Here is a 20129-nt window from a genome sequence, read left to right on the forward strand (position 1 = left end):
ACGGGCGGCATATGCTTGCCGCCCGTGCTCTTTCATCGCCCTTGCATCCCATGATTTTTTCAGGAAGAGTTGCCCCATGTCCGGGACATCGATGACCACACGCGCATGGCTGCTGATGCTGCCGCTGCTCGCCGTCATGATCGCCGTGATCGGCTGGCCGCTTGCCGATACGGTCGGGCTCTCCTTCACCGATGCCAAGCTGGTCGGGACTGCAGGCAATTTCGTCGGCATCGACAATTACGTAAAGACGCTGACCAGCGCCAATTTCCAGCGCACGCTGACCACCACCACCATCTTTGCCGTCGTGTCCGTGTTTGCCGAGATGGTTCTGGGCGTTCTGGCGGCCCTTCTGCTCAATCAGCAATTTTACGGCCGCACCGTGCTGCGGGCGCTGATGATCCTGCCCTGGGCGCTGCCGACCGTCGTCAATGCCACGCTCTGGCGGCTGATCTACAATCCCGAATATGGCGCGCTGAACGCCGCGCTTACCCAGATCGGCATGCTGGATGCCTACCGGTCCTGGCTCGGCGAGCCCGGCACGGCGCTGGCGTCGCTGATCATCGCCGATTGCTGGAAGAATTTTCCGCTGGTGGCGCTGATTGCGCTGGCGGCGCTGCAGGCCGTGCCGCGCGATATTACCGCTGCGTCGCTGGTGGATGGCGCTGGACCTTTTGCCCGATTCCGCTTCGTCATCCTGCCCTATCTTGCCGGGCCGCTGATCGTGGCGCTGGTGCTGCGCACCATCGAGGCCTTCAAGGTGTTTGACATCATCTGGGTGATGACCCGTGGCGGGCCGGCCAACAGCACGCGCACGCTGTCGATCCTGGTCTATCAGGAAGCATTTTCCTTCCAGCGCGCCGGATCGGGAGCGTCGCTGGCGTTGATCGTCACGCTACTCGTGGCTGTTCTGGCGGCTGCCTATGCCATGCTGGTGCGGCGCACTGCGGGAGTGACTGCCTGATGGAACGCAAGAGTTTCCTGTTCTCGTTCTTCCTCCATGCCTGCGCGCTGCTTCTGGCGATCGTCATTCTGGCGCCAGTGGTCTGGCTGTTCATCATGAGCATTTCGCCGGCTGGCGATCTGACGGCCAAGCCGCTCGTCTGGTGGCCGCAATCTGTTGATTTCTCGCGCTATGGCGTGCTGCTATCCAGCGTGGAAAACAGCGCAGGCGCGGCCTTTGTCGCATCGCTGGTCAACAGCATCCTGGTTGCCGGGATGGCGACGATCGCGGCTCTGGTGCTGGCCATTCCCGCCGCATGGGCGGTGTCGCGCACGCCGTCGGTTGGCTGGTCGCTCTATATGGTGATCGCCACCTATATGCTGCCGCCGGTGGCGCTGGCGGTGCCGCTCTATTTCGGCCTTGCGCATCTTGGCCTGCTCAACAGCGTCTTCGGGCTGGCGCTCGTCTATCTCACCATTCTCGCACCGTTTACCACCTGGTTGATGAAATCCGGCTTCGATGCGATCCCCAAGGAGATCGAGGCGGCGGCAATGATGGACGGGGCGGGGCTGTTTGCCACCTTGCGCATCATCACGCTGCCGCTGGCCGCCCCGGTGATGGCGACGTCGGCGCTGTTTGCCTTCCTGCTCGCCTGGGATGAATTCTTCTACGCGCTGCTGTTTACCTCCGACCTGCGCGCCAAGACGCTGACCGTCGCCATCGCCGATCTCGCTGGTGGCCGGGTCTCCGATTATGGACTGATCGCAACCGCTGGCGTGCTGGCCGCCCTGCCGCCCGTGGTGATCGGTCTTGTGATGCAACGGGCCCTGATTTCCGGGCTGACCAGCGGCGGCGTCAAGGGATGATGATGATGACTTTACAGGAAAACCGCCCGGGCGGGCTGCAGGCGATCGACCGCGAAATGGCCCGCCAGAACGCAGATGCCATCGCCTCCTTCGAAGGCGCAACGGAGCGCGCCAAAGAGATCGCCGCCGCGTTACAGGAAACCTCTGGCCTGCTTTTGCTCGGCATGGGCGGCTCGCATGCGGTGAACCGCACCGTCGAGCCGCTGTACCGCGCGCTGGGGATCGAAGCGATTGCCATCCCCCTGTCCGAGCAGCTCGGCATGCCGCTGGCGATCGAGGGCCGGACCGTCTTGATCACCTCGCAATCGGGCGAGAGCGCCGAGGTGCTACGCTGGTTTTCCGAGACCGGCGGATCGGAGCACACGTTCGGCCTGACGCTCGAAGCATCCTCCTTCCTCGGAAAGGCCGCGCCCTGCCTCGTCGGCGCTGGCGGCACCGAGCTTGCCTTTGCCGCGACGCGCAGTTTAACCGTCAGTTTCGCGCTGCATCTGGCAATCCTGTCGGCGCTCGGCGAGGACCCGGCGCCGGCGCTGGCGGCCCTTGCGGCGCCTGCAACGCATGACATCACCCCAGCGCTGGCCGCCCTCAGCGATGTCGCGACCGTGGTGACTTCCGGGCGGCGTCTGCAGGGGCTGGCGGAGGCGCTGGCGCTCGGCCTGACCGAGCTGTCGCGCTATCCCTGTTTTTCGCTGGAGGGCGGGCAGCTTCGGCATGGCCCGATGGAAATGCTCGGGCCGAAGATGGGTGTCGTGCTGTTTCGGGGCGATGATGCGACCGCAGATCTGGTGACGGCAATGGCTTTGTCGGCGGTTGCGACCGGGTCGCCCGTCGTCCTGTTCGATGCGTCCGGTCAAGAGCCTGTGGAGGGCGCGGAGACGCTGCGGTTTCAGCCAGCGGCGGGGCTTGCCGCCGTGTTTGCGATGCTGCCGGTGGCCCAGCGCCTGATGATTGCCTTTGCCGAGGCCCGCGTCGAGAATGCCGGAACGCCGGTTCGCTCCACAAAGATCACCCGGAGTGAATGACATGCGTCCGCTTGCCGTGATCGGAAACGTCAATGTCGACCTGATCCTTGGACCGGCGGAGCCCTGGCCGAAGGCGGGGACCGAGATCATCGTCGATCATGATGAATTGCGGGTGGGCGGTTCGGCCGGAAATGCGGCCCTTGCCTGGGCGGCGCTCGGCATCGATTTCGATATTGCCGCCAATACCGGCACCGACGAGTTCGGCCGCTGGCTGCGTGAGGCCTTTGGCGGCCGGGCGGAAAAATGGCCGGTGCGGCCGGAAGGGACGACGCTGTCGGTCGGCATCACCCATCCGGACGGCGAGCGGACATTCTTCACCACACGCGGACATCTGCCCCGGCTTTCGCTGGACTGCGTGCTGTCGGCCCTTGACGGCGCCCGCCTCTCCGGCGGCTACGTGCTGCTCTGCGGCTCGTTCCTCACCGACGATCTGACGGCGGATTATGCGGCGCTCTTCGACTGGGCCGACACGCATGGCATCACGCTTGCGCTCGATACCGGCTGGCCGCTCGATGGCTGGACGGAGAAAAACCGGCAGGCGACGCTGGGCTGGCTTTCCCGGTGCGGCTGTGCGCTGCTGAACGAGGTGGAATCAACGACGCTTTCGGGCCTCGCCGACGCAAGAGAAGCCGCCCGCGAGCTCAAGCGCCATATGCGCAAGGATGCGATTGTCGTCATCAAGCGTGGCCCGGACGGGGCGCTTGCGATCGGTTGCGATGGCGCGCTGGTGTCTGCGGCGGCCCCGCGCGTCGAGGTCGTCGATACGATCGGTGCCGGCGATGTCTTCAACGCGGCTTTCCTTGCGGCGCTGGCCGGGGGGCGGGCGCTTCAGGATTGTCTGCAGGCGGGCACGGCGGTCGCCTCCCGCGCCATTTCCACGCTTCCCCGCAGCTATGGCGGACCTGTTGTGACTGCTACCGGAGAGACCGCATCATGAGCGCGCTCGAAATCGAGAATATCCGCAAGACCTATGGCGCGATCGAAACCCTGAAAGGCATCGACATCTCGCTGGAAAGCGGCGAGTTCCTTGTCCTGCTGGGATCATCGGGATGCGGCAAGTCGACCCTGCTCAACATCATTGCGGGTCTCGCCGAAGCATCGGGCGGCGATATCCGGATTGGCGGGCGCTCGATCCTCGGCGTCCATCCGAAGGACCGCGACATCGCCATGGTGTTCCAGTCCTATGCGCTTTATCCGAACCTGTCGGTGCATCGCAACATCGGCTTCGGTCTGGAAATGCGCAAGGTGCCTGTGGCGGAGCGGGAAAAGGCCGTGCAGGAGACGGCGAGACTGCTGCAGATCGAGAACCTGCTGGATCGCAAACCCGGCCAGCTTTCCGGCGGCCAGCGGCAGCGCGTGGCGATCGGCCGGGCGCTGGTGCGCAAGCCGCAGGTCTTCCTGTTCGACGAACCGCTCTCCAATCTCGATGCCAAGCTGCGCATGGAGACACGCACCGAGCTGAAGCGGCTGCACCAGATGCTGGGTACCACCATCGTTTACGTCACCCATGACCAGATCGAGGCGATGACGCTGGCAACACGCATCGCCGTCATGCGCAATGGCAGGATCGAGCAACTCGGCACCCCGGAAGAGGTCTATGACCGTCCGGCCACGCTCTATGTCGCCGGTTTCGTCGGCTCGCCGCCGATGAACGTGCTGGATGGCGTGGTCACGGGCGAGGGCGTTCAGCTGGACGGATCGGGCGCCACGATCGCGCTGCCGGCGCGGCTGAAGAATGCCGCACCCGCAGGACGGCGGGTCAAGCTCGGCGTGCGCCCGGAAGCGCTGCGGCTGGCCACCAACGAAGCGGACCGTCCGGCCCTTGAGGTCGCCATCGAAGTCATCGAGCTGACGGGACCGGAGCTGGTCGTCACCGGCCGGGTCAGCGGGCAGCGGGTGACCGCCTGCCTTCCGCCCCGCACCAGGCTGACGGTGGGAATGCAGCAGTCTTTCGGTTTTGACGAGGATGCGCGGCATCTCTTCGATGCGCAGACGGAACTGGCGCTCGGCTGAAAACGGGTGACGGAATCGCTTCCGTTTCAGGATGAAGCGCTCTAAAACCGCAGGCGATGAAGATCGCTTTCTACAGTCCGCTCAAATCCCCCAACCATCCCGTTCCCTCCGGCGACCGGCTGATGGCACGTTTGCTGATGGCGGCCTTGGTGAAGGCCGGGCACACGGTGGAGATCGCCTCCGAGGTGCGGGCGTTCCTGCCGGATGCTGCAGCGGACGCGAATGCTGCCCGCTCAGAGGTCGCGCAGGCGGAGCGGGTACGGCTTTCGGCGCTTTGGCGCGAACACGGCGCACCCGATCTCTGGTTCTGCTACCATCCCTATTACAAGGCGCCCGATCTGATCGGCCCGGCGCTGGCGCGGGAATTCGGGCTTGGCTATGTGACGGCCGAGGCGTCCTATTCCAACAGGCGCAACACAGGGCTTTGGCAGCAGATGCAGCAGCATGTGCTGGATGCCGTCGAGCAGGCATCGGTGAATATCTGCCTGACGCGCCGCGACAGCGACGGGCTTGCGGCTGCCGCGCCCGCCGCGCGCCTCGCCATGCTGCCGCCGTTTCTCGACCCGGCGCTGTTTCTCGAACGATCGCCGGAACCTCGACCTGGCCGCTTGATCAGCGTGGCGATGATGCGGTCCGGTGACAAGATGGATAGTTACGCGATGCTGGCGCAAGCCCTGTCACGGCTGACGCATTTGCCGTGGCAATTGTCTGTCGCCGGCGATGGGCCGCGTGCCGCAGACGTGCATTCGCTGTTTGCCGGGTTTGATGAGGGCCGGATCATCTGGCACGGCGAACAGACGGCGACAGAGATTGCCGGCCTGTTGTCGTCTGCCGCGCTCTATGTCTGGCCGGGATGCGGCGAGGCCTATGGTCTGGCCTATCTGGAAGCGCAGGCCGCCGGCCTGCCCGTTGTCGCGCAAGAGATTGCCGGTGTGCCCGAAGTGGTGATGCAGGGGCGGACAGGGTTGCTGACACCGCCGGGTGATATCGATGCCTATGCGCAGGCGATCGGACTTCTGTTGACGGACGGTGCCGAGCGGACGGCGCTTGCAGAGGCGGCCAGGACCTTCGCCGGTGAGGAGCGTTCGCTGGGCACGGCGGCGTCCCGGCTCGGCGTCATTCTCGATGATTATGTGCAGCAGGTGCGATGATGAATGAACTCGAAGCCGTTCTTGCCGGCGAACTCGACCGCTGGCAGCAGGCGGGAAAAGTCGCGCAGTTCTGGCTGCGGGATGACGACGCGATCGAGCCGACGGCGGCGCTCGACCGGTTGCTGCATGTCTCCAGCGCCTTTTCCGTGCCCCTGACGCTCGCCGTCATTCCCGCGCATACGGGCGAGGCCCTTGCCGGCCGGCTGCAGGGGGAGCCATCCTGTTCCGTTGCCGTCCACGGCTGGTCGCACCGCAACCATGCGGGCCCGGCGGAAAAGAAGCAGGAGCTTGGCCGCCATCGGCTGGCGGATACGGTGCTTGCGGAATTGAGCCAGGGCTTTGACCGGCTCACCGCTCTTCATGGCAGCCGGTTCGTGCCGATGCTGATCCCGCCTTGGAACCGGATCGACGCGGGCCTTATTGCGCAGCTGCCCGGCCTGGGCTACTGGGCGCTCTCGGTGTTCGGCCCGGAAAAACCGGCCGCATTGCCTTTGATCAACACGCATGTGGATGTCATGGACTGGCACGGAACGCGCGGCGGGCGCGATCCCCGGACGCTGGCTCTGGAAATCGCCGCGCGCATGCGGGTGATGTTCGATCAGGGCGGGACGATGGGGCTTTTGACCCACCACCTGGTTCATGACGAGGCCGTGTGGGATTTCATGGCAGCGCTGTTCCAGGCGACGGTGAACCATCCTGCCTGCCGCTGGACGCCGGTTGCGGATATTCTGCGGGAACAGCGCGCATCGACGGGATAGAGATCCCTTGGCTCAGAGGTCGATCACCTGGCCGTCGCGGGCGGTGATGGCGCCGTTGAATTCGCGGCCGGCAAGCCGCTGGATCTCATCGAGTTCGCTGTCGGTGCGCAGCGGCGAATGATGGATGAAGGCGACCTGTTTGGCTTTTGCCGTCTTGGCGAGCCGGATGGCCTGCTGCCAGGAGGAGTGGCCATAGCCGACATGGCGTTGCATCTCGTCATCGGTATACATGCAGTCGTAGAGGAAGAGATCGGCGCCATCGATGAGGTCCAGCACGGCGGGGTCGAGCGTGCCGGGCTTGTGTTCGGTATCGGTGACCAGCACCGCGACGCGGCCGTTCCATTCAACGCGGTAGCCGATGGCGCCGCCGGGATGGTTGAGGCTGCCGGTGCGGATCGTCACGCCGGGATAGGGAACCAGCGTATCGCCGGAGCGGAAGTCGCGGCAGTTGATCGAGGCGCGGCAGATATCCGGCTCGACCGGGAACCATGGCGGCCGCATGAACTCGCCGATCATCTGGCGGGTGGACATGCGTCCGGCCAGATGTCCGGACCAGAGGGTGACCGAGGCATGCGGATCAAACAGCGCCGGCAGATAGGGCAGGCCGACAATATGGTCGTAATGGCAGTGGGTGAAAAACAGGTTGAAATCGGAAATGCCCTCGGATTTCAACGCCTGGCCGGCGGGCATCAGGCCGGAGCCGGCATCGAACAATAGCCGGTGAGGACCGCATTGCATCTCGATGCAGATGGTGTTGCCGCCATAGGTCTGGAATTCGGTCCCTGAGACCGGGAGGCTGCCCCGCACTCCCCATAACCGCACCCGAAACACGTTTTCGTTCACTCTCTCGCCTCAGTCACGGAAAAATACTTTGCCCTTCCGTTTGCAACTGTCCCACATAACCCTTAAGGCCGTCTTTTTATCGGGCTTGATTAACCAAGCCGCATTTTCGCCATGGTAACGAAACTGCTTGGGTTAAGCGAGACTTCAATTCGCTTTTTCTTTCCACATATGCCAGAGACGAAGAGAAACGAATCCGGTTTGAACGTGCAGACGGAAAATACCGACAGAATGCCGCCCGCAACGCATCCGCGCATCGCCATTGTCGCCGACGCGCATTTTCACGATCTCTATGCAGATTACGGCTTTCCCGGCATCGTTCAGGATGGCCGCCGGCTGACCTTCCGGCTGCTTGCCGACACCGCCCGCTCGACAAGGGTCTTCAACGAAAGCTATTTCGCGCTCCACCATACGCTTGCCGATATTGCCGGGCGCGGCATTCGCCATGTCGTTCTGCTCGGCGACTATTCCGATGACGGGCAGGTGGAGACGGTGCGCGGCGTGAAGCGGGTGCTTGACGATTATGCGGCACGCTTCGGCATGCGGTTTTACGCAACCACCGGCAATCACGATATTTTCGGCGCCGATGGCCGCCACCGCGCCAAGCGGTTTCTCAATGCGGATGGCAGCTACAGCCTTCTCAGCAGCGACCCGCATCTGCGCGACCGGGGCGCGCATGCGGTGATCGCCAGCGGCGATATGTATTGCAAGGGCTATCCGGACGGCCTCAACGACATGGCGGACTTCGGCTTTTTCCCGCAGCCCGGCGATCTTCATTGGGAAACGCCGTTCGGGACCAAGGGCGATCCGGCCGCGCGGATCTATGAGGTTCGTTCGCCGGACGGACAGACGGCGCGCCGGCTGATGGATGCATCCTATCTGGTCGAGCCTTTTCCCGGCGTCTGGCTGCTGATGATCGACGCCAATGTCTTCGTGCCTGTCGATGGCGTAGCGCCGGGCGAGGACGGTGACTTCGCCGACAGCACCAGCGCCGGCTGGAACGCGATGCTGGTTCACAAGCGGTTCGTTCTCGACTGGATGGCGGATGTCGCGCGGCGAGCGCGGCTTAAGGGCAAGTGCCTGCTGGCATTTTCGCACTATCCCGTTCTCGACCCGCTCGATGCAACCGTCGAGGACGAGGTGGCGCTGCTCGGGCTAACCGGGATGGCGCAACGCATTCCGCATGACGATGTTGCCGGCGCGCTGATCGAGGCCGGGATCGACATGCATTTCAGCGGCCATCTGCATGTCAACGACACCGCGCAATATCGCCGCGGCGAACGGTTCCTCACCAACATCGCCATGCCCTCGCTCGTGGCCTTTCCCGGTGCCTACAAAGTGCTTGATATCGGCGACGAGACGTTTCGCATCGAGACGGTGGGGATCGAGGCGATGCCGCTCGCCGATGACCTGCGCCAGGCCTACCGGCTCGAGGTTGTGCCGTCGCGGCTGGAGGCCGGCGGCATGCTCGATGCCGGGGACTATGGTGGTTTCCTCTTCGAGCATATCGGCCATCTGGTCGGACGGCGTTACCTCAAGCGGGAATGGCCAAAAGAGATTGCGGCTCTGATCCGCAGTCTCGACCTTGCCGATCTGGCAATATTGGCGCTGATCGTAGAGCCGGTTGCCGCCGGCGATGCGATGGCGGCCATCGCTGCCGCGCGTGACGACAAAGACCTGCAGAAAAGGCTGGCGGCGCGTTTGACCAAGGCAGAGACCGGCGCGCTGCAGGGCATTTCCGCTCTGAATTTTCTGGCGGACTGGTACCGGCTGCGGATGGGGAGCGAACTGGCATTGGGCTGGATCGGCGCGGACAAGATCGCAGCTTATCGGGCGGTCGCGCAATTGTTTGCCGATCGCGGCGGCGATGAGCCGGGCGCGGTGCAGGCGCAGTTCGCGCTGATTTTCCGGATGTTGACGCACTACATGTCCGGCCTGCCGTCGGGCAATTTCAGCATCAGCCGGACAAACGGCGCGATCGAAGCGGATCGGTCCACGCTCTAACGCTGTGACAAATGCGAGCGCTAATCGGCCTTGCGGGCGCGGCTGCGGGCTTCCGACAGTTCGCTCGTCGTGTGGCTGAGGCGGTCAGCCAGCACGCGCATGATCTCGATGGTGATCTCGGGGAAATCCGTGAGCAGCTTGAGGAAATGGTCCTTGCGGATACGCAGGGCTTCCACGGCCGTCGTCGTCTGTACGGTTGCGGTTCGCGAGACATCGCAGAGGATGGCGATTTCGCCGACGATCGAATTGGTTTCGACTTCGGCGATCTTGACCGGGCCGGTCGAGGAATCGACAAGGATGTCCGCCTTGCCGGCCAGGACGACATAGGCCGCATCACCGGTATCGCCCTGATGGAAGAGCGCTTCGCCGGGATCGTAGCTCACGCGGTCGGACGTGAACGCGAGAAGCTTCAGCTTGCCGGGTTCGACATTCGAAAACAGCGGCACCCGCCGCAGCATTTGAACTTCATCCTTCAACAGCATAATCGTGCCCATTCCCAATTTTCTGCTTCCCCGGTCATCAACCGGTCATCTCCACCGGTCTCGCCATGGGGAAGATTGTCCATGCCTGCATCCCCGTCGCACGCATGGGCTCCACCATTGACATTATGATGACACAAGCTCCTTAAAGATACCGTTATTCTCAACCAGCGCTGCATGCGTTCCTTCTTCCACCAGCAAACCGCGGTCGAAGACGAGCACGCGGTCGAACAGACTGGACAGAGCCGTGTTCGACAGGACCCAGATCACGGCCGGATTGCGGCCGTCGCGGCGCACCAGCTTCAGCACATCGCGGACGATCTCGTCCTGGAGGCGATGGTCGAGGCCGGGCAGGGGCCGGTTGAAGATGTAATATTCCGACTTGCGCACCAGCGCCCGCGCCAGATTGAGCTTTTGCCGCTGCACCGCCGTCAGGCGCTTGCCGCCGGCGCCGAGATTGAAATCGAGGCCGATGGCGATGACGCGCTCGAGAAGCCCGAGCGAGTTCAACAGCGAGCTGACGATGGAGCGGATGCGCTTGGAGCCATCGGTATGCTTGTGGCTGATGCGGCCAAACAGGATGTTGTCCATCAGGCTTGCCGATGCCAGGTAATGTTCGGGATCGTAGCGCTCGATGTCGCCGCGCATCGTGTCCGGCAGGCCGTCATGGAACTGGCGGCGCACATCGACGATCTTGGCCATCAGCTCCTCGGTCAGGAGACCGAAACGATGGCGGGGCTCGACATAGCGGAAGCTCAGCCGGATGATCTGGCCGCGGTCGTCCTCGGATGCGGCGTCGAAACCCTTGCCCTTCAGCTTCTGCAGCAGCAGCTGATAGTCGGGAATATCGTCCGCCGTCATGAAGGTGAGCTGCTGGAAGAACGGATGATCCGGCGGCAGATCGGCAAACAGCTCGACCGCGTTTTCGGCGATGCTGTAGCCCATGTCGAACAGGATGCGGTCGAGACCGGAGCGGCCGACGACGGAGCGGAAATAGGCGTTCTTGCCGATGGCCTTGCCGATCAAAGCGGGGCCGGTGGCCGTGCCGAACAACAGGTTTTCGCCGACGGTTGCCTCGGTATTGTAGGCGCCGGGCTCGAAGGACACGACAAGGCTGCTCAGCCCCGCCTCTTCAAGTTCCGAGCGAAGTGCGTGGCGCATCTCGACAATGCCCTCGGCAAGGCCGGGGTGGTCGCCGGGAGACACGGTGCTGCGTAGGGCGAGATCGAGAATGTCCTTCGACAGCTGCACCGTATCGAGCACCGAGAGAACCGGCGCGAAGAGATCGTCGCGGTTGGTCGCATTGGCGGCGTCGTAATCGATCCAGTCGCTGTTGACGTCATAGTCCGGGTTTCCGGCCAGTTTCGCCTCGTTGATCTGCCATTTGCGATGGGTGGCGCCGGTGCCCTCGTAGGTGGCTTCCTTCATCGGCGCATGTTTGAGGCCGTAGAGGAGATTGTCGCGCAGGGTGCCGTAGAAGAAATAGGCATCGGAGGAGACGTAGGAGATCGCCCGTCCGGTCACTGATTCCGGCAGTTCCAGGAGATCGTCGCCGCCCGCCGTCACCTTGCCGCTTTCCGGCCAGGTGAGACGCGCAAACGCTTCCGCCAGCATATCGCCGCCGCCGGCAGCACCGCCGACAATGGCAACGGTTTCGCCGGGATGGATCTGCACCGACACGCGCTCAAGCAGCTTGGCGCCGCTATCGTCTGCGACCGACAGGTTGACGGCTGCCAGCGGATGTTTCATCGCGCCGGCATTCGTGATGGCCATTGTCTGAATGGCCGGGTCGATGGTCTTGTCGACGCTGAACTGCTCGACGACCTGGATATATTTCACCTGGACGTCCTGGCGGGTCTGGTCCCAGTCGATCAGGTCTTTCAACGGGCCTGGCAGGTCCTTGTAGGCGCTGATGACGGCGATCAGCTGACCGATGTCGAGACGGCCCTGCAGCGCCAGATAGCCGCCGATACAATAAAACAGGAACGGCGTCAGCTGGGCGAGGAAGTTGTTGATGAACTTGACCAGGAATTTCCACTGGTAGAGATCATAGCGGATCTTGAAGATGCGGCCGAGGCGGGATGCAATGTCGGCGCGCTCGTAATTGGACGTGTCATAGGCATGGATGGTGCCGATACCATCGACGATTTCGCTGACCCGGCCGGCGAGTTCGCGCGCGGTGATCTGGCGCTCGCGGCCAAGCACCAGCAGGCGGCGGCGCATGCGCGGAATGATGATTGCCTGCACGCCGACCATGACGGCGGCGATCAGCCCGAGCCAGGTATTCTGCATGAAAATGAAGAACAGGGCGGTCAGCGCCTGGCCGCCGAGCAGCGCCGGCTGGACGAAGGCATCGCCGGTGAAGCCGCCGAGAGGCTCGACTTCATCCTTGACCATGCTGGACACTTCGGCGCCCTTCATGCGCTTGAACTGGCCGGGCGGGAAACGCAGGATACGGTCGACAAGTTCAAAGCGGATGCGGCGCAATAGCCGCTCGCCGAGACGGCCCTTGTAGGTATTGATATAGAACTTGAAGAGGCCGTTGATGATGACCAGCAGCAGGAAGACCATGCTGAGCGCAAACAGGGTCTGTGTGCGGGTCAGCTCGAGCCCGCCAAACAGCGAGATCTCTCCAGTCCATGGCAGCGAGAAACTGAGGTCCATGAAGGTCTGGGTGGCGCCGGGCTGATCGAAACCCTCACCCTGGATCGGCCCGTTGACGATCTGCTTGGGCAGGTCGAACGACAGGAAATAGGGGATCATCGAGACGGCGACGACCAGGAGGATCCAGAGCTGCTGGCCTCTCGTGTGCGTCCAGATGTAGCGCGCTATGCTTTTTTCCATGGGGAGATTCAACTGGCCGTGTAACGGGTGTCAAGGACGTAGAAGCGCCGGGCCGCATAGGGCGTGCCGGCGATCTCCGGGTCGTGCAGATGAAGATCGAACTGGCTGCGGATCGTCACAGCCGGGCGGCTGACGATGTGCGGGACCTGGGAGGCGGCGCGTTCCAGCTCCGGCGCATATTCGATGACGACGGTTCCCGCATTGTCGATCAGCGAGAACAGAAGGTCACCGAGCGGATCCTTTTGACCGAAGGGTTTCAGCGAATAGCCGAGCAGGACGAGGCCGTAGCTTCCGGGCTGGTAATGATAATCGATCTCTTGAAACTTGGCCGGAATATGCCGCACATGGCATTGCCTGCCGTTCAGTTCGCTGGCCTCATAGGCCTGCGTCTTCGGATCGACGGACGTGACGGATAGCGGGTGATGGGTGAGGTAAGGGGTAACCGGCCGGATATGGCCGCCGATTTCCAGGATGTGCGGGCAGTCACGCATGAAATGCGCGGCAAAAACCTGCCGCATGGTTGCGCCCAGACCGGCCAGATGCGGTATGTCCTTTCCCGCCTCGACCGGCGGCGGAACGGAGGTGGCATCCTTCCGGTTGACTTGCATTCCTTGCACTCCAGAAAAGTCCAGCCTACAACACGCGCATGATGAAAACTACCCGACCAAACGAAGCAAACACAACAGATTGGCACGAAAGTGCCTTCGATATCATCCGCGGTCTATCCGCCTATACGGGAAGCTCTCTGATCGAAGGCCTTGCGAAAGTGATCGCCAAATATCCGGATGCGGACCTCGGCACGGCCTTCAACCACAAGCAGGTTGGAAGCAAGATATGGGCACGCGAGAAGCTGTTTGAAAGCCTGGGCGGAAAATTTAAACATATCGTCCTGCTCGGCGGCTGGTACGGCGTTCTTCCCGCCATGTGTTTCGATGACGGCCGGTTCGACATCGGTCTCCTGGAGAGCATCGATATCGACCCTGAGGTGGCCGGGATCGCCCGGACGCTGAATGCCCATGCGGGCGAGCGTTTCCGGGCGATGACGCAGGATATGTATGCGCTCGACTATGCCAAACGCGGTGCCGACCTCGTCATCAATACCAGCTGCGAACATATTGCCGATCTGCCGGGCTGGCTGTCGCTGCTGCCGCGTAAAACGCAGGTTCTGCTGCAGTCGAACGACTATTTCGCCGAGCCGACCCATATCAACTGCGTGCCGTCGCTGGAGGCTTTCCGCGAGCAGGTGGCGCTTAGCCATGTGGCCTTTGCCGGCGCGCTGAAGATGAAGAACTATACCCGCTTCATGGTGATCGGCACGGTCTGATCGCTGATCGCTGATCCCTGGTCCCGCGGTCCGAGCGATCAGAGCAGTCCGCGCAGGATTTCGGCGGTGCGCTGGGCGCCGTCGAGATCGAGGCTGTGGGGCGGACGTTCGGATGCTGCCAATGCGGCCTGGATAGCCTGCGTCATCATCTCAGCCGAAAGATCGTCTTCGCGCAGGACATGCGCCAGTCCAAGCTTTTGAAGACGCTCGGCCCTGACCGTCTGTTCGGTCTCGCCGCCGGCGGTAAAGGGGATGAGCAGCGCATGGCAGCCGGCGCGCAGGATGTCGCAGACCGTGTTGTAGCCTGCCTGTGACACCGACAGCTTTGCACCGGCCAGAAGGCTCGCGAAATCCGGACGGAAGCGGAGGACGCTGACGTGGGCGGGTGCATCCGCCTTGATCGCGTCGAAATCGGATTGCGGCAGGTTGGGGCCGGTGATCAGAGCAAAGGACAGACTCGTGCCGATCGCTTTTGCGGCGTCCAGTGCGGCGCGGATCAGCGCATTGCCGACGGCGCCGCCACCGGCCGAGACGATGATATCGAACTTTTCCGTGGGGTGCGCCGGGGGCGGGGCTGCCACCAGTCCGGTATAGATCACCTTGCCGGTGATCTCGGCCGCCAGCGGAAACGTATCTTCGAGCTTAGCGAAGGCGGGATCACCATGCACCAGCACGCGGTCGAAATAGAGTTTGACGAGCGCGACGGTTTCTTCGTCGCGGCCGGGCTTGGAGCGTTCCTGCAGGATATCGCGCAGCGATGTGACGACGAGGGGCTTCTGATCCATCGCCGCGATCGCCTCCAGCAGCGGCAGGAGTTCGAAACGGACCTGGCGGCGGCCGAAGGGGAAGGCTTCGATGATGACGATATCGGGCTGGCTTTGGTGAAAAGACGCAAGCAGCCGCTCCCGGCGATTGTCCTTGAAGGCGTCATCGACCGGATTGCCGTCGATATCGGCGAGCCCGGAAAAACCGGCATCGCCAGCGGTGATCGGCGGCAGGGCGACGTGATGGACCTGCGGCCCTGGAAAGCCGCTGACCGGCGTGCCGCCTGTCACCACCGTGACCTCGAAACCGTCGGCGGCGAGGGCGCGGGCGATGCGGCTGGCGCGGGCGAGATGGCCGATGCCAAGCAGATGCTGCACGTAGAAAAAGGCGCGGGGGGCTCTTGGCTCGCTACCGGTCATTGCACATTCCGCCATTCCGTCTCAAACAGGCCGCTCAATTGGTGAATGCTGGTCTGATGATCGAAGTGACCGCGCACCTTGCGTTCGGCCGCTTGCCCCAGCTGCTGGCGCAACGCGGGATCGCGGATCGCTTCTTCCAGCGCTGCGGCCAGCGCCTGCGGGTTTTCCGGCGGCACGACCAAGCCGTTTTCGCCATCGGTCAAAAGCTCGGGGATGCCGGAAATATCCGTCGAGATGCAGACCAGGGCCTGGCTGGACGCCTCGACGATCACGTTCGGCAAGCCATCGCGGTCGCCATCGGCGGTGATGCGGCAGGCGAGCGCAAAGATATCGGAGGTGCGATAGTGCTGCAGCACTTCGGTCTGCGACAGGGAGCCGTGCCAGACGATCTTCCCGGCAATGCCGAGTTCGGACGCCAGCGCCTGCAGATTTTTGAGGAGATCGCCGCCGCCGATATGCACGAAGCGCCAATGCAGACTAGCCGGTAAAAGGCTCAATGCCCGCAACAGGATATCGAAGCCCTTTTTCTCGACCGCGCGGCCGACGCTGACGATGGTGACCGGATGGGCGGGATCGGAGCCGTCGTACCCAGGCCGCGTGCCCTCGAAGGGGCCGAAGCGGCTGAGATCGAGGCCGTGATAGCTCAGATGTACATGCGGCTTGCCGCCGGCCAGTTGGCGCAGGTGCTCATAGCCGGTCTGCGTGCAGGTCACGGTCCACCGCGTGCTTGCAAGCTTGCCGGCCAGTTCCCATTCCGGCGATGTCCAGATGTCCTTGGCATGTGCCGAACACGTCCAGCCAATGCCGGTGATCATGCTGGCATAGCGGGCGACGGAGGCCGGGGTGTGGATGAAATGCGCATGCAGCCATTCGCCGCCGTCAGGCCATTCCGCCGAGAGCACCATGGCCTGGCCGAAGCGGCGGACCCGGTTGCGTGTCCGGTCGCGCCGGAGGTCGCTGAGGAAGGCGGGCAGGGCACGCCAGAAGCCGGGCTTTGAAAGACAGCGGATGAGCGCGCGGGCCACCCGTGCCGGCTCCTCGTGCAGATATTCCGGCAGATAATGAACGGGTGCGCGGATTTCGTCATGGATCGGATGGCGCTTCTTGTCGGTCGGCCGCCGCAACGCCACCAGTTCGAGGGCGAAGCCTGCCCGTTCCAGTCCCAGCAGTTCCTGGGCGATGAAGGTTTCCGACAGGCGCGGATATCCCTTCAGCACCACGACGATCTTGCGGCGGTCCGTCAAAACAACGTCACCCTTTCACGACCGTCAGATGTTCGTGATCGCGACGGCCAAGCCATTCTCCGACGATCTGCGATATGTTCGCGAGGCCCTCGAGCGTCATGCCCTTGGCGCTCTTGGAGGGGGGATCGCGATCCGGCAAGGCTTTGAGTGCTGCGGCAAAGCGCAAGGGATCGGCCGCTTCCTCGGGCAAGAGCATGTCGATCAGGCCAAGCTCCGCGGCGCGGCTGGCGCGGATGAGCTGCTCTTCCCGTGGCATCACCCTTGGAACGATCAGCGCCGGCTTGTCGAAGGACAGGATCTCGCAATAGGTATTGTAGCCGCCCATCGCCACCACGGCCTTGGCGCCGGCGATCAGTTCCTCCATGCGATTGTCGAACTCGATCACCTCGAGAGAGGGGATCTTGGCGCATTTCATCAGGAGCTTGTGGCGCTGCTTGACCGGCATATAGGGACCCAGCACGATCAGCGACTTGTGGGTCAGCGTCGGGTCTTCCTGATAGGCATCGATCACATCGTGGATCAGGTCGGAGCCATCGCCGCCGCCGCCGGTGGTGATCAGGATATAGTCGCCCTTCGGCTTGTGCTCGGATTCGACGTCCTGCGACACGCTTCTTTGCAGGAAGCCGACGAAATCCATCTTGTTGCGCACCGCCTGCGGCACGTCGAGGCCGACGAGCGGATCATAGAAATCCGGCGGGCCGTAGACCCAGACGCTATCGTAGAACTGGCCGATCTTGCGCATCACGTCGTTGCGCTTCCATTCCGCATCCAGGAGATGCGGGGCATCCATGACCTCGCGCAGGCCCAGAACCAGTGTCGTTCCCTGTTTCTTCAGGTAGGCCAGCGTGTCCTCGACTTCGCCCTTCAGGCCCATCGGTTCCTTGTCGACGATGAAAATATCCGGCTGGAAGGTTTCTGCCGTGTGCAGGATGATCGACCGGCGCATCTTCATCGTCTCGTGCAGGTCGATATGCCTGTCCATCGAGGTATATTCGCCGTTGCGAAGCTTGATGACGCTGGGGATCTTTACGAAATCGACGCGGGCGCGGTAGTCGAAGGCGCCAGCGATGGTCGCGCCTGAAATGATCAGGATATTGACGCCGCGATAATCCTCGACCAGCGAATGCGCAATCGTGCGGCACCGTCTGAGGTGACCAAGCCCGAACGTATCGTGGCTGTACATCAGGATGCGTGCATCTTCGATCCGGCGCGTCATGAGCGGAGCCTCTTATCTCCCATGGCGCTGCCCATCTCCGCAAGGAGTGTCCTTAGCATATCGGTATCCACTTCACTTGTACGGATCGGCCGCATCGCGCAATCCGTCGCCCAAAAAGTTGAACGCCAGAATCACGAGAATGACCGGAATGGTTGGAAACAACAGCCAGGGATAAAAAGCAATGACGCTGACGCTGCGGGCTTCGGTCAGGAGAATGCCCCAGCTGGTGATCGGCGGACGAAGCCCAAGGCCAAGGAAGCTGAGCGCCGTTTCGCCAAGGATCATGCCGGGGATCGCCAGCGTCGCGGTGGCGATCAGGTGCGACATGAAGCCGGGAACGAGATGGCGGCCGATAATGCGGCTGGAACCGGCGCCCATCAGCTGGGCGGCCAGCACGTAATCCTCTTCGCGCAGGGCAAGCAGTTTCGAGCGCACGGCGCGCGCAAGCCCCGTCCAGTCGAGCAGGCCGAGAATGGCGGTGATGCCGAGATAGATCAGGATCGGGCTCCAGGTGACCGGCATGATCGCCGCCAAAGCCATCCAGAGTGGAATGCTCGGGATCGATTGCAGTACCTCGATGATGCGCTGGGTGATCAGGTCGAAGACGCCGCCGTGATAGCCGGCAAGCCCGCCGATGGTGATGCCGAGCACGAAGCTCATGGTGATGCCGAGCAGGCCGATGGTCAGCGATATCCGCGCACCATAAAGGATGCGCGACAGCACGTCGCGGCCGAGCCGGTCGCTCCCGAGCAGAAAGAGTTCGCCGCCTTGAGCCGGGCAGGCGAAGTGCGTGTTGGCCTCGAACAATCCCCAGAAACGGTAATTGTCGCCGCTGCAGAAAAAGCGGATCGGCTGCACCTTTGAACGATCTTCGGTGTAGTTGCGCCGCAGCGTGTCCATGTCGAGCGTCATTGTGCGCCCGTAGACGAAGGGGCCGACGAAATTGCCGTTGTCGAAGAGATGCACTCTTTGCGGCGGCGAATGGATGAAATCGACGTTGCGGGTGTGCAGGTTATAGGGCGCCAGGAATTCGACGATGGCAATCGCTGCGTAGAGGATCACGAGGAAATACATCGAAAACAGCGCAAGCCGGTGCTTCTTGAATTTCCACCACATCAGGCGCAGTTGCGACGCCTGATGGATCTGTGACTGTTCCGCGCTCATCACATCGACGGAATGCGGATCAAACGGCGCCGTCGAGACGTAATGCGACAGCGGTTCGCCGGATTTGGGAAGGGATACCGTCACTTGGTGCTACCGCCTTGCAGTCTGATACGCGGGTCGAGAAAGGCAAGCGCGATATCTGAGATCAGCACACCGATCACGGTCAGGAATGCGAGGAACATCAGGAACGAGCCGGCCAGATACATATCCTGACTTTGCAACGCTTTTATCAGCATCGGTCCCGTCGTCTCGAGCGACAGCACGATGGCGGTGATCTCGGCGCCGGAAATGATGGCCGGCAGGATCGATCCGATATCGGAAATGAAAAAATTGAGTGCCATGCGCAGCGGATATTTGATCAGGGTGCGGAACGGGTGCAAGCCCTTGGCGCGGGCGGTCACGACATATTGTTTCTGCAGTTCGTCGAGAAGATTGGCGCGCAGACGTCGGATCATGCCGGCCGTGCCCGCCGTGCCGACGATCAGGACCGGTATCCACAGATGTTCGAGAATGGATTTCGCCTTTTCCCAGCTCATCGGCTCGGACAGGTATTTCTGGTCCATCAGATGGCCGATCGATGTTCCGAACCAGATATTGGCGAAATACATCAGGATCAGCGCGAACATGAAGTTGGGAATGGCAATGCCGATCAGGCCCATGAAGGTCAGGCCATAATCGCCCCAGCTATATTGATGGGTGGCGGAATAGATGCCGATCGGGAAAGCGATCAGCCAGGTGAAGATGATGGTGACGAAGGACACCAGCACCGTCAGCCAGAGCCGGTCTCCGACCACCTCGTTGACCGGCAGCTGATATTCGAACGAATAGCCGTAATCGCCTTGGACGAGACCCGCGACCCAATAGAAATAACGCAGCACCGGCGGCTTGTCGAAACCGTATTGCGCCCGCAATTCCTCGATTTCGGCCATATCCACGGCCTCGCCCTGGGCTCGAAGCTCGGAAATGTAGCTTTCGAAATAATCGCCCGGCGGCAGCTCGATGATGGTGAAGACCAGCGCCGAGACAATCACCAGCGTCGGGATCATCGCCAGGATACGCCAGAAAATATAACGCAACATG

The 20129-nt window shown here is 62.5% G+C and carries 18 protein-coding genes; 9 read left to right on the forward strand and 9 right to left on the reverse strand.

Annotated elements, in window-relative coordinates; genetic code table 11:
• Positions 1–76 precede the first annotated feature (76 nt).
• From ASD32_RS19000 to ASD32_RS19030, 7 genes are read left to right on the forward strand one after another with little or no spacing between them, the layout of a single operon-like run.
• Positions 77–961, forward strand: coding sequence for a sugar ABC transporter permease (locus ASD32_RS19000; protein ID WP_060639622.1), 885 nt, complete (start codon positions 77–79; stop codon positions 959–961).
• Positions 961–1806, forward strand: coding sequence for a carbohydrate ABC transporter permease (locus ASD32_RS19005; RefSeq protein ID WP_060639623.1), 846 nt, complete (start codon positions 961–963; stop codon positions 1804–1806). Before ASD32_RS19000 ends, ASD32_RS19005 begins: the two co-directional genes overlap by 1 nt.
• The gene (locus tag ASD32_RS19010; RefSeq protein WP_060639624.1) at positions 1806–2828 is read left to right on the forward strand and encodes an SIS domain-containing protein; all 1023 of its coding nucleotides are present in this window, start codon (positions 1806–1808) and stop codon (positions 2826–2828) included. The genes ASD32_RS19005 and ASD32_RS19010 overlap by 1 nt, the downstream gene beginning before the upstream one ends.
• Before the next feature lies 1 nt (position 2829).
• Entirely contained in the window at positions 2830–3765 is a 936-nt protein-coding gene (locus ASD32_RS19015; RefSeq protein WP_060639625.1) for a PfkB family carbohydrate kinase, read from the forward strand.
• Positions 3762–4841: a sn-glycerol-3-phosphate ABC transporter ATP-binding protein UgpC gene (gene ugpC, locus ASD32_RS19020; RefSeq protein WP_060639626.1), complete on the forward strand. Its 1080-nt coding sequence runs from the start codon at positions 3762–3764 to the stop codon at positions 4839–4841. The genes ASD32_RS19015 and ugpC overlap by 4 nt, the downstream gene beginning before the upstream one ends.
• Before the next feature lie 56 nt (positions 4842–4897).
• A complete protein-coding gene (locus tag ASD32_RS19025) occupies positions 4898–5992 on the forward strand; it encodes a glycosyltransferase family 4 protein (RefSeq protein WP_060639627.1) in 1095 nt (364 codons plus the stop codon).
• Positions 5992–6750, forward strand: coding sequence for a polysaccharide deacetylase family protein (locus tag ASD32_RS19030; RefSeq protein ID WP_060639756.1), 759 nt, complete (start codon positions 5992–5994; stop codon positions 6748–6750). Before ASD32_RS19025 ends, ASD32_RS19030 begins: the two co-directional genes overlap by 1 nt.
• A gap of 12 nt (positions 6751–6762) precedes the next feature.
• On the opposite strand, the gene ASD32_RS19035 is transcribed toward ASD32_RS19030, so the two are convergent.
• Entirely contained in the window at positions 6763–7593 is an 831-nt protein-coding gene (locus ASD32_RS19035; protein ID WP_060639628.1) for an MBL fold metallo-hydrolase, read from the reverse strand.
• A 228-nt stretch (positions 7594–7821) separates the two neighbouring features.
• On the opposite strand from ASD32_RS19035, the gene ASD32_RS19040 reads away from it, so the two are divergent.
• Positions 7822–9594, forward strand: coding sequence for a metallophosphoesterase (locus ASD32_RS19040; protein ID WP_060639629.1), 1773 nt, complete (start codon positions 7822–7824; stop codon positions 9592–9594).
• Between the two features lie 20 nt (positions 9595–9614).
• Here ASD32_RS19040 and ASD32_RS19045 read toward each other — a convergent pair whose 3' ends face one another.
• The 3 genes from ASD32_RS19045 to ASD32_RS19055 all read right to left on the reverse strand — a co-directional run bounded on the left by ASD32_RS19045 (position 9615) and on the right by ASD32_RS19055 (position 13525).
• Positions 9615–10076 (reverse strand): Crp/Fnr family transcriptional regulator, encoded by a 462-nt coding sequence (locus ASD32_RS19045; RefSeq protein ID WP_060639757.1) that lies wholly within the window; start codon positions 10074–10076, stop codon positions 9615–9617.
• A gap of 123 nt (positions 10077–10199) precedes the next feature.
• The gene (locus ASD32_RS19050; RefSeq protein WP_060639630.1) at positions 10200–12917 is read right to left on the reverse strand and encodes an ABC transporter ATP-binding protein; all 2718 of its coding nucleotides are present in this window, start codon (positions 12915–12917) and stop codon (positions 10200–10202) included.
• Between the two features lie 8 nt (positions 12918–12925).
• Positions 12926–13525 carry a hypothetical protein gene (locus ASD32_RS19055; RefSeq protein ID WP_060639631.1) on the reverse strand — a complete coding sequence of 200 codons (600 nt, stop codon included), beginning with the start codon at positions 13523–13525 and terminating at the stop codon, positions 12926–12928.
• Positions 13526–13563: 38 nt separating this feature from the next.
• Here ASD32_RS19055 and ASD32_RS19060 point away from each other — a divergent pair, with 38 nt between their 5' ends.
• Positions 13564–14241, forward strand: a complete 678-nt coding sequence (locus tag ASD32_RS19060) for a class I SAM-dependent methyltransferase (RefSeq protein ID WP_060639632.1) — start codon at positions 13564–13566, stop codon at positions 14239–14241.
• Positions 14242–14279: 38 nt separating this feature from the next.
• On the opposite strand, the gene ASD32_RS19065 is transcribed toward ASD32_RS19060, so the two are convergent.
• The 5 genes from ASD32_RS19065 to ASD32_RS19085 form a co-directional block, all read right to left on the reverse strand.
• Positions 14280–15425, reverse strand: coding sequence for a glycosyltransferase (locus tag ASD32_RS19065; RefSeq protein WP_060639633.1), 1146 nt, complete (start codon positions 15423–15425; stop codon positions 14280–14282).
• Entirely contained in the window at positions 15422–16669 is a 1248-nt protein-coding gene (locus ASD32_RS19070) for a glycosyltransferase family 4 protein (protein WP_060639634.1), read from the reverse strand. The genes ASD32_RS19065 and ASD32_RS19070 overlap by 4 nt, the downstream gene beginning before the upstream one ends.
• 7 nt (positions 16670–16676) lie before the next feature.
• Positions 16677–17885, reverse strand: a complete 1209-nt coding sequence (locus ASD32_RS19075; RefSeq protein WP_060639635.1) for a glycosyltransferase family protein — start codon at positions 17883–17885, stop codon at positions 16677–16679.
• Positions 17886–17957: 72 nt separating this feature from the next.
• Entirely contained in the window at positions 17958–19133 is a 1176-nt protein-coding gene (locus ASD32_RS19080) for an ABC transporter permease (RefSeq protein ID WP_060639636.1), read from the reverse strand.
• Complete coding sequence (locus tag ASD32_RS19085; protein WP_060639637.1) at positions 19130–20128, reverse strand: ABC transporter permease; 999 nt, start codon at positions 20126–20128, stop codon at positions 19130–19132. Before ASD32_RS19085 ends, ASD32_RS19080 begins: the two co-directional genes overlap by 4 nt.
• Position 20129: the final 1 nt, after the last annotated feature.

The sequence above is a fragment of the Rhizobium sp. Root483D2 genome (genome assembly GCF_001426685.1).
GTDB classification, from domain to species: Bacteria; Pseudomonadota; Alphaproteobacteria; order Rhizobiales; family Rhizobiaceae; genus Pararhizobium; species Pararhizobium qamdonense.

Coding starts and splice junctions, on each gene's coding strand:
- ASD32_RS19000 (WP_060639622.1), top strand. CDS start 77: ATGTCCGGGACATCGATGACCACACGCGCATGGCTGCTGATGCTGCCG.
- ASD32_RS19005 (WP_060639623.1), top strand. CDS start 961: ATGGAACGCAAGAGTTTCCTGTTCTCGTTCTTCCTCCATGCCTGCGCG.
- ASD32_RS19010 (WP_060639624.1), top strand. CDS start 1,806: ATGATGATGACTTTACAGGAAAACCGCCCGGGCGGGCTGCAGGCGATC.
- ASD32_RS19015 (WP_060639625.1), top strand. CDS start 2,830: ATGCGTCCGCTTGCCGTGATCGGAAACGTCAATGTCGACCTGATCCTT.
- ugpC (WP_060639626.1), top strand. CDS start 3,762: ATGAGCGCGCTCGAAATCGAGAATATCCGCAAGACCTATGGCGCGATC.
- ASD32_RS19025 (WP_060639627.1), top strand. CDS start 4,898: ATGAAGATCGCTTTCTACAGTCCGCTCAAATCCCCCAACCATCCCGTT.
- ASD32_RS19030 (WP_060639756.1), top strand. CDS start 5,992: ATGAATGAACTCGAAGCCGTTCTTGCCGGCGAACTCGACCGCTGGCAG.
- ASD32_RS19040 (WP_060639629.1), top strand. CDS start 7,822: ATGCCGCCCGCAACGCATCCGCGCATCGCCATTGTCGCCGACGCGCAT.
- ASD32_RS19045 (WP_060639757.1), bottom strand. CDS start 10,076: ATGCTGTTGAAGGATGAAGTTCAAATGCTGCGGCGGGTGCCGCTGTTT.
- ASD32_RS19050 (WP_060639630.1), bottom strand. CDS start 12,917: ATGGAAAAAAGCATAGCGCGCTACATCTGGACGCACACGAGAGGCCAG.
- ASD32_RS19055 (WP_060639631.1), bottom strand. CDS start 13,525: ATGCAAGTCAACCGGAAGGATGCCACCTCCGTTCCGCCGCCGGTCGAG.
- ASD32_RS19060 (WP_060639632.1), top strand. CDS start 13,564: ATGATGAAAACTACCCGACCAAACGAAGCAAACACAACAGATTGGCAC.
- ASD32_RS19065 (WP_060639633.1), bottom strand. CDS start 15,425: ATGACCGGTAGCGAGCCAAGAGCCCCCCGCGCCTTTTTCTACGTGCAG.
- ASD32_RS19075 (WP_060639635.1), bottom strand. CDS start 17,885: ATGACGCGCCGGATCGAAGATGCACGCATCCTGATGTACAGCCACGAT.
- ASD32_RS19085 (WP_060639637.1), bottom strand. CDS start 20,128: ATGTTGCGTTATATTTTCTGGCGTATCCTGGCGATGATCCCGACGCTG.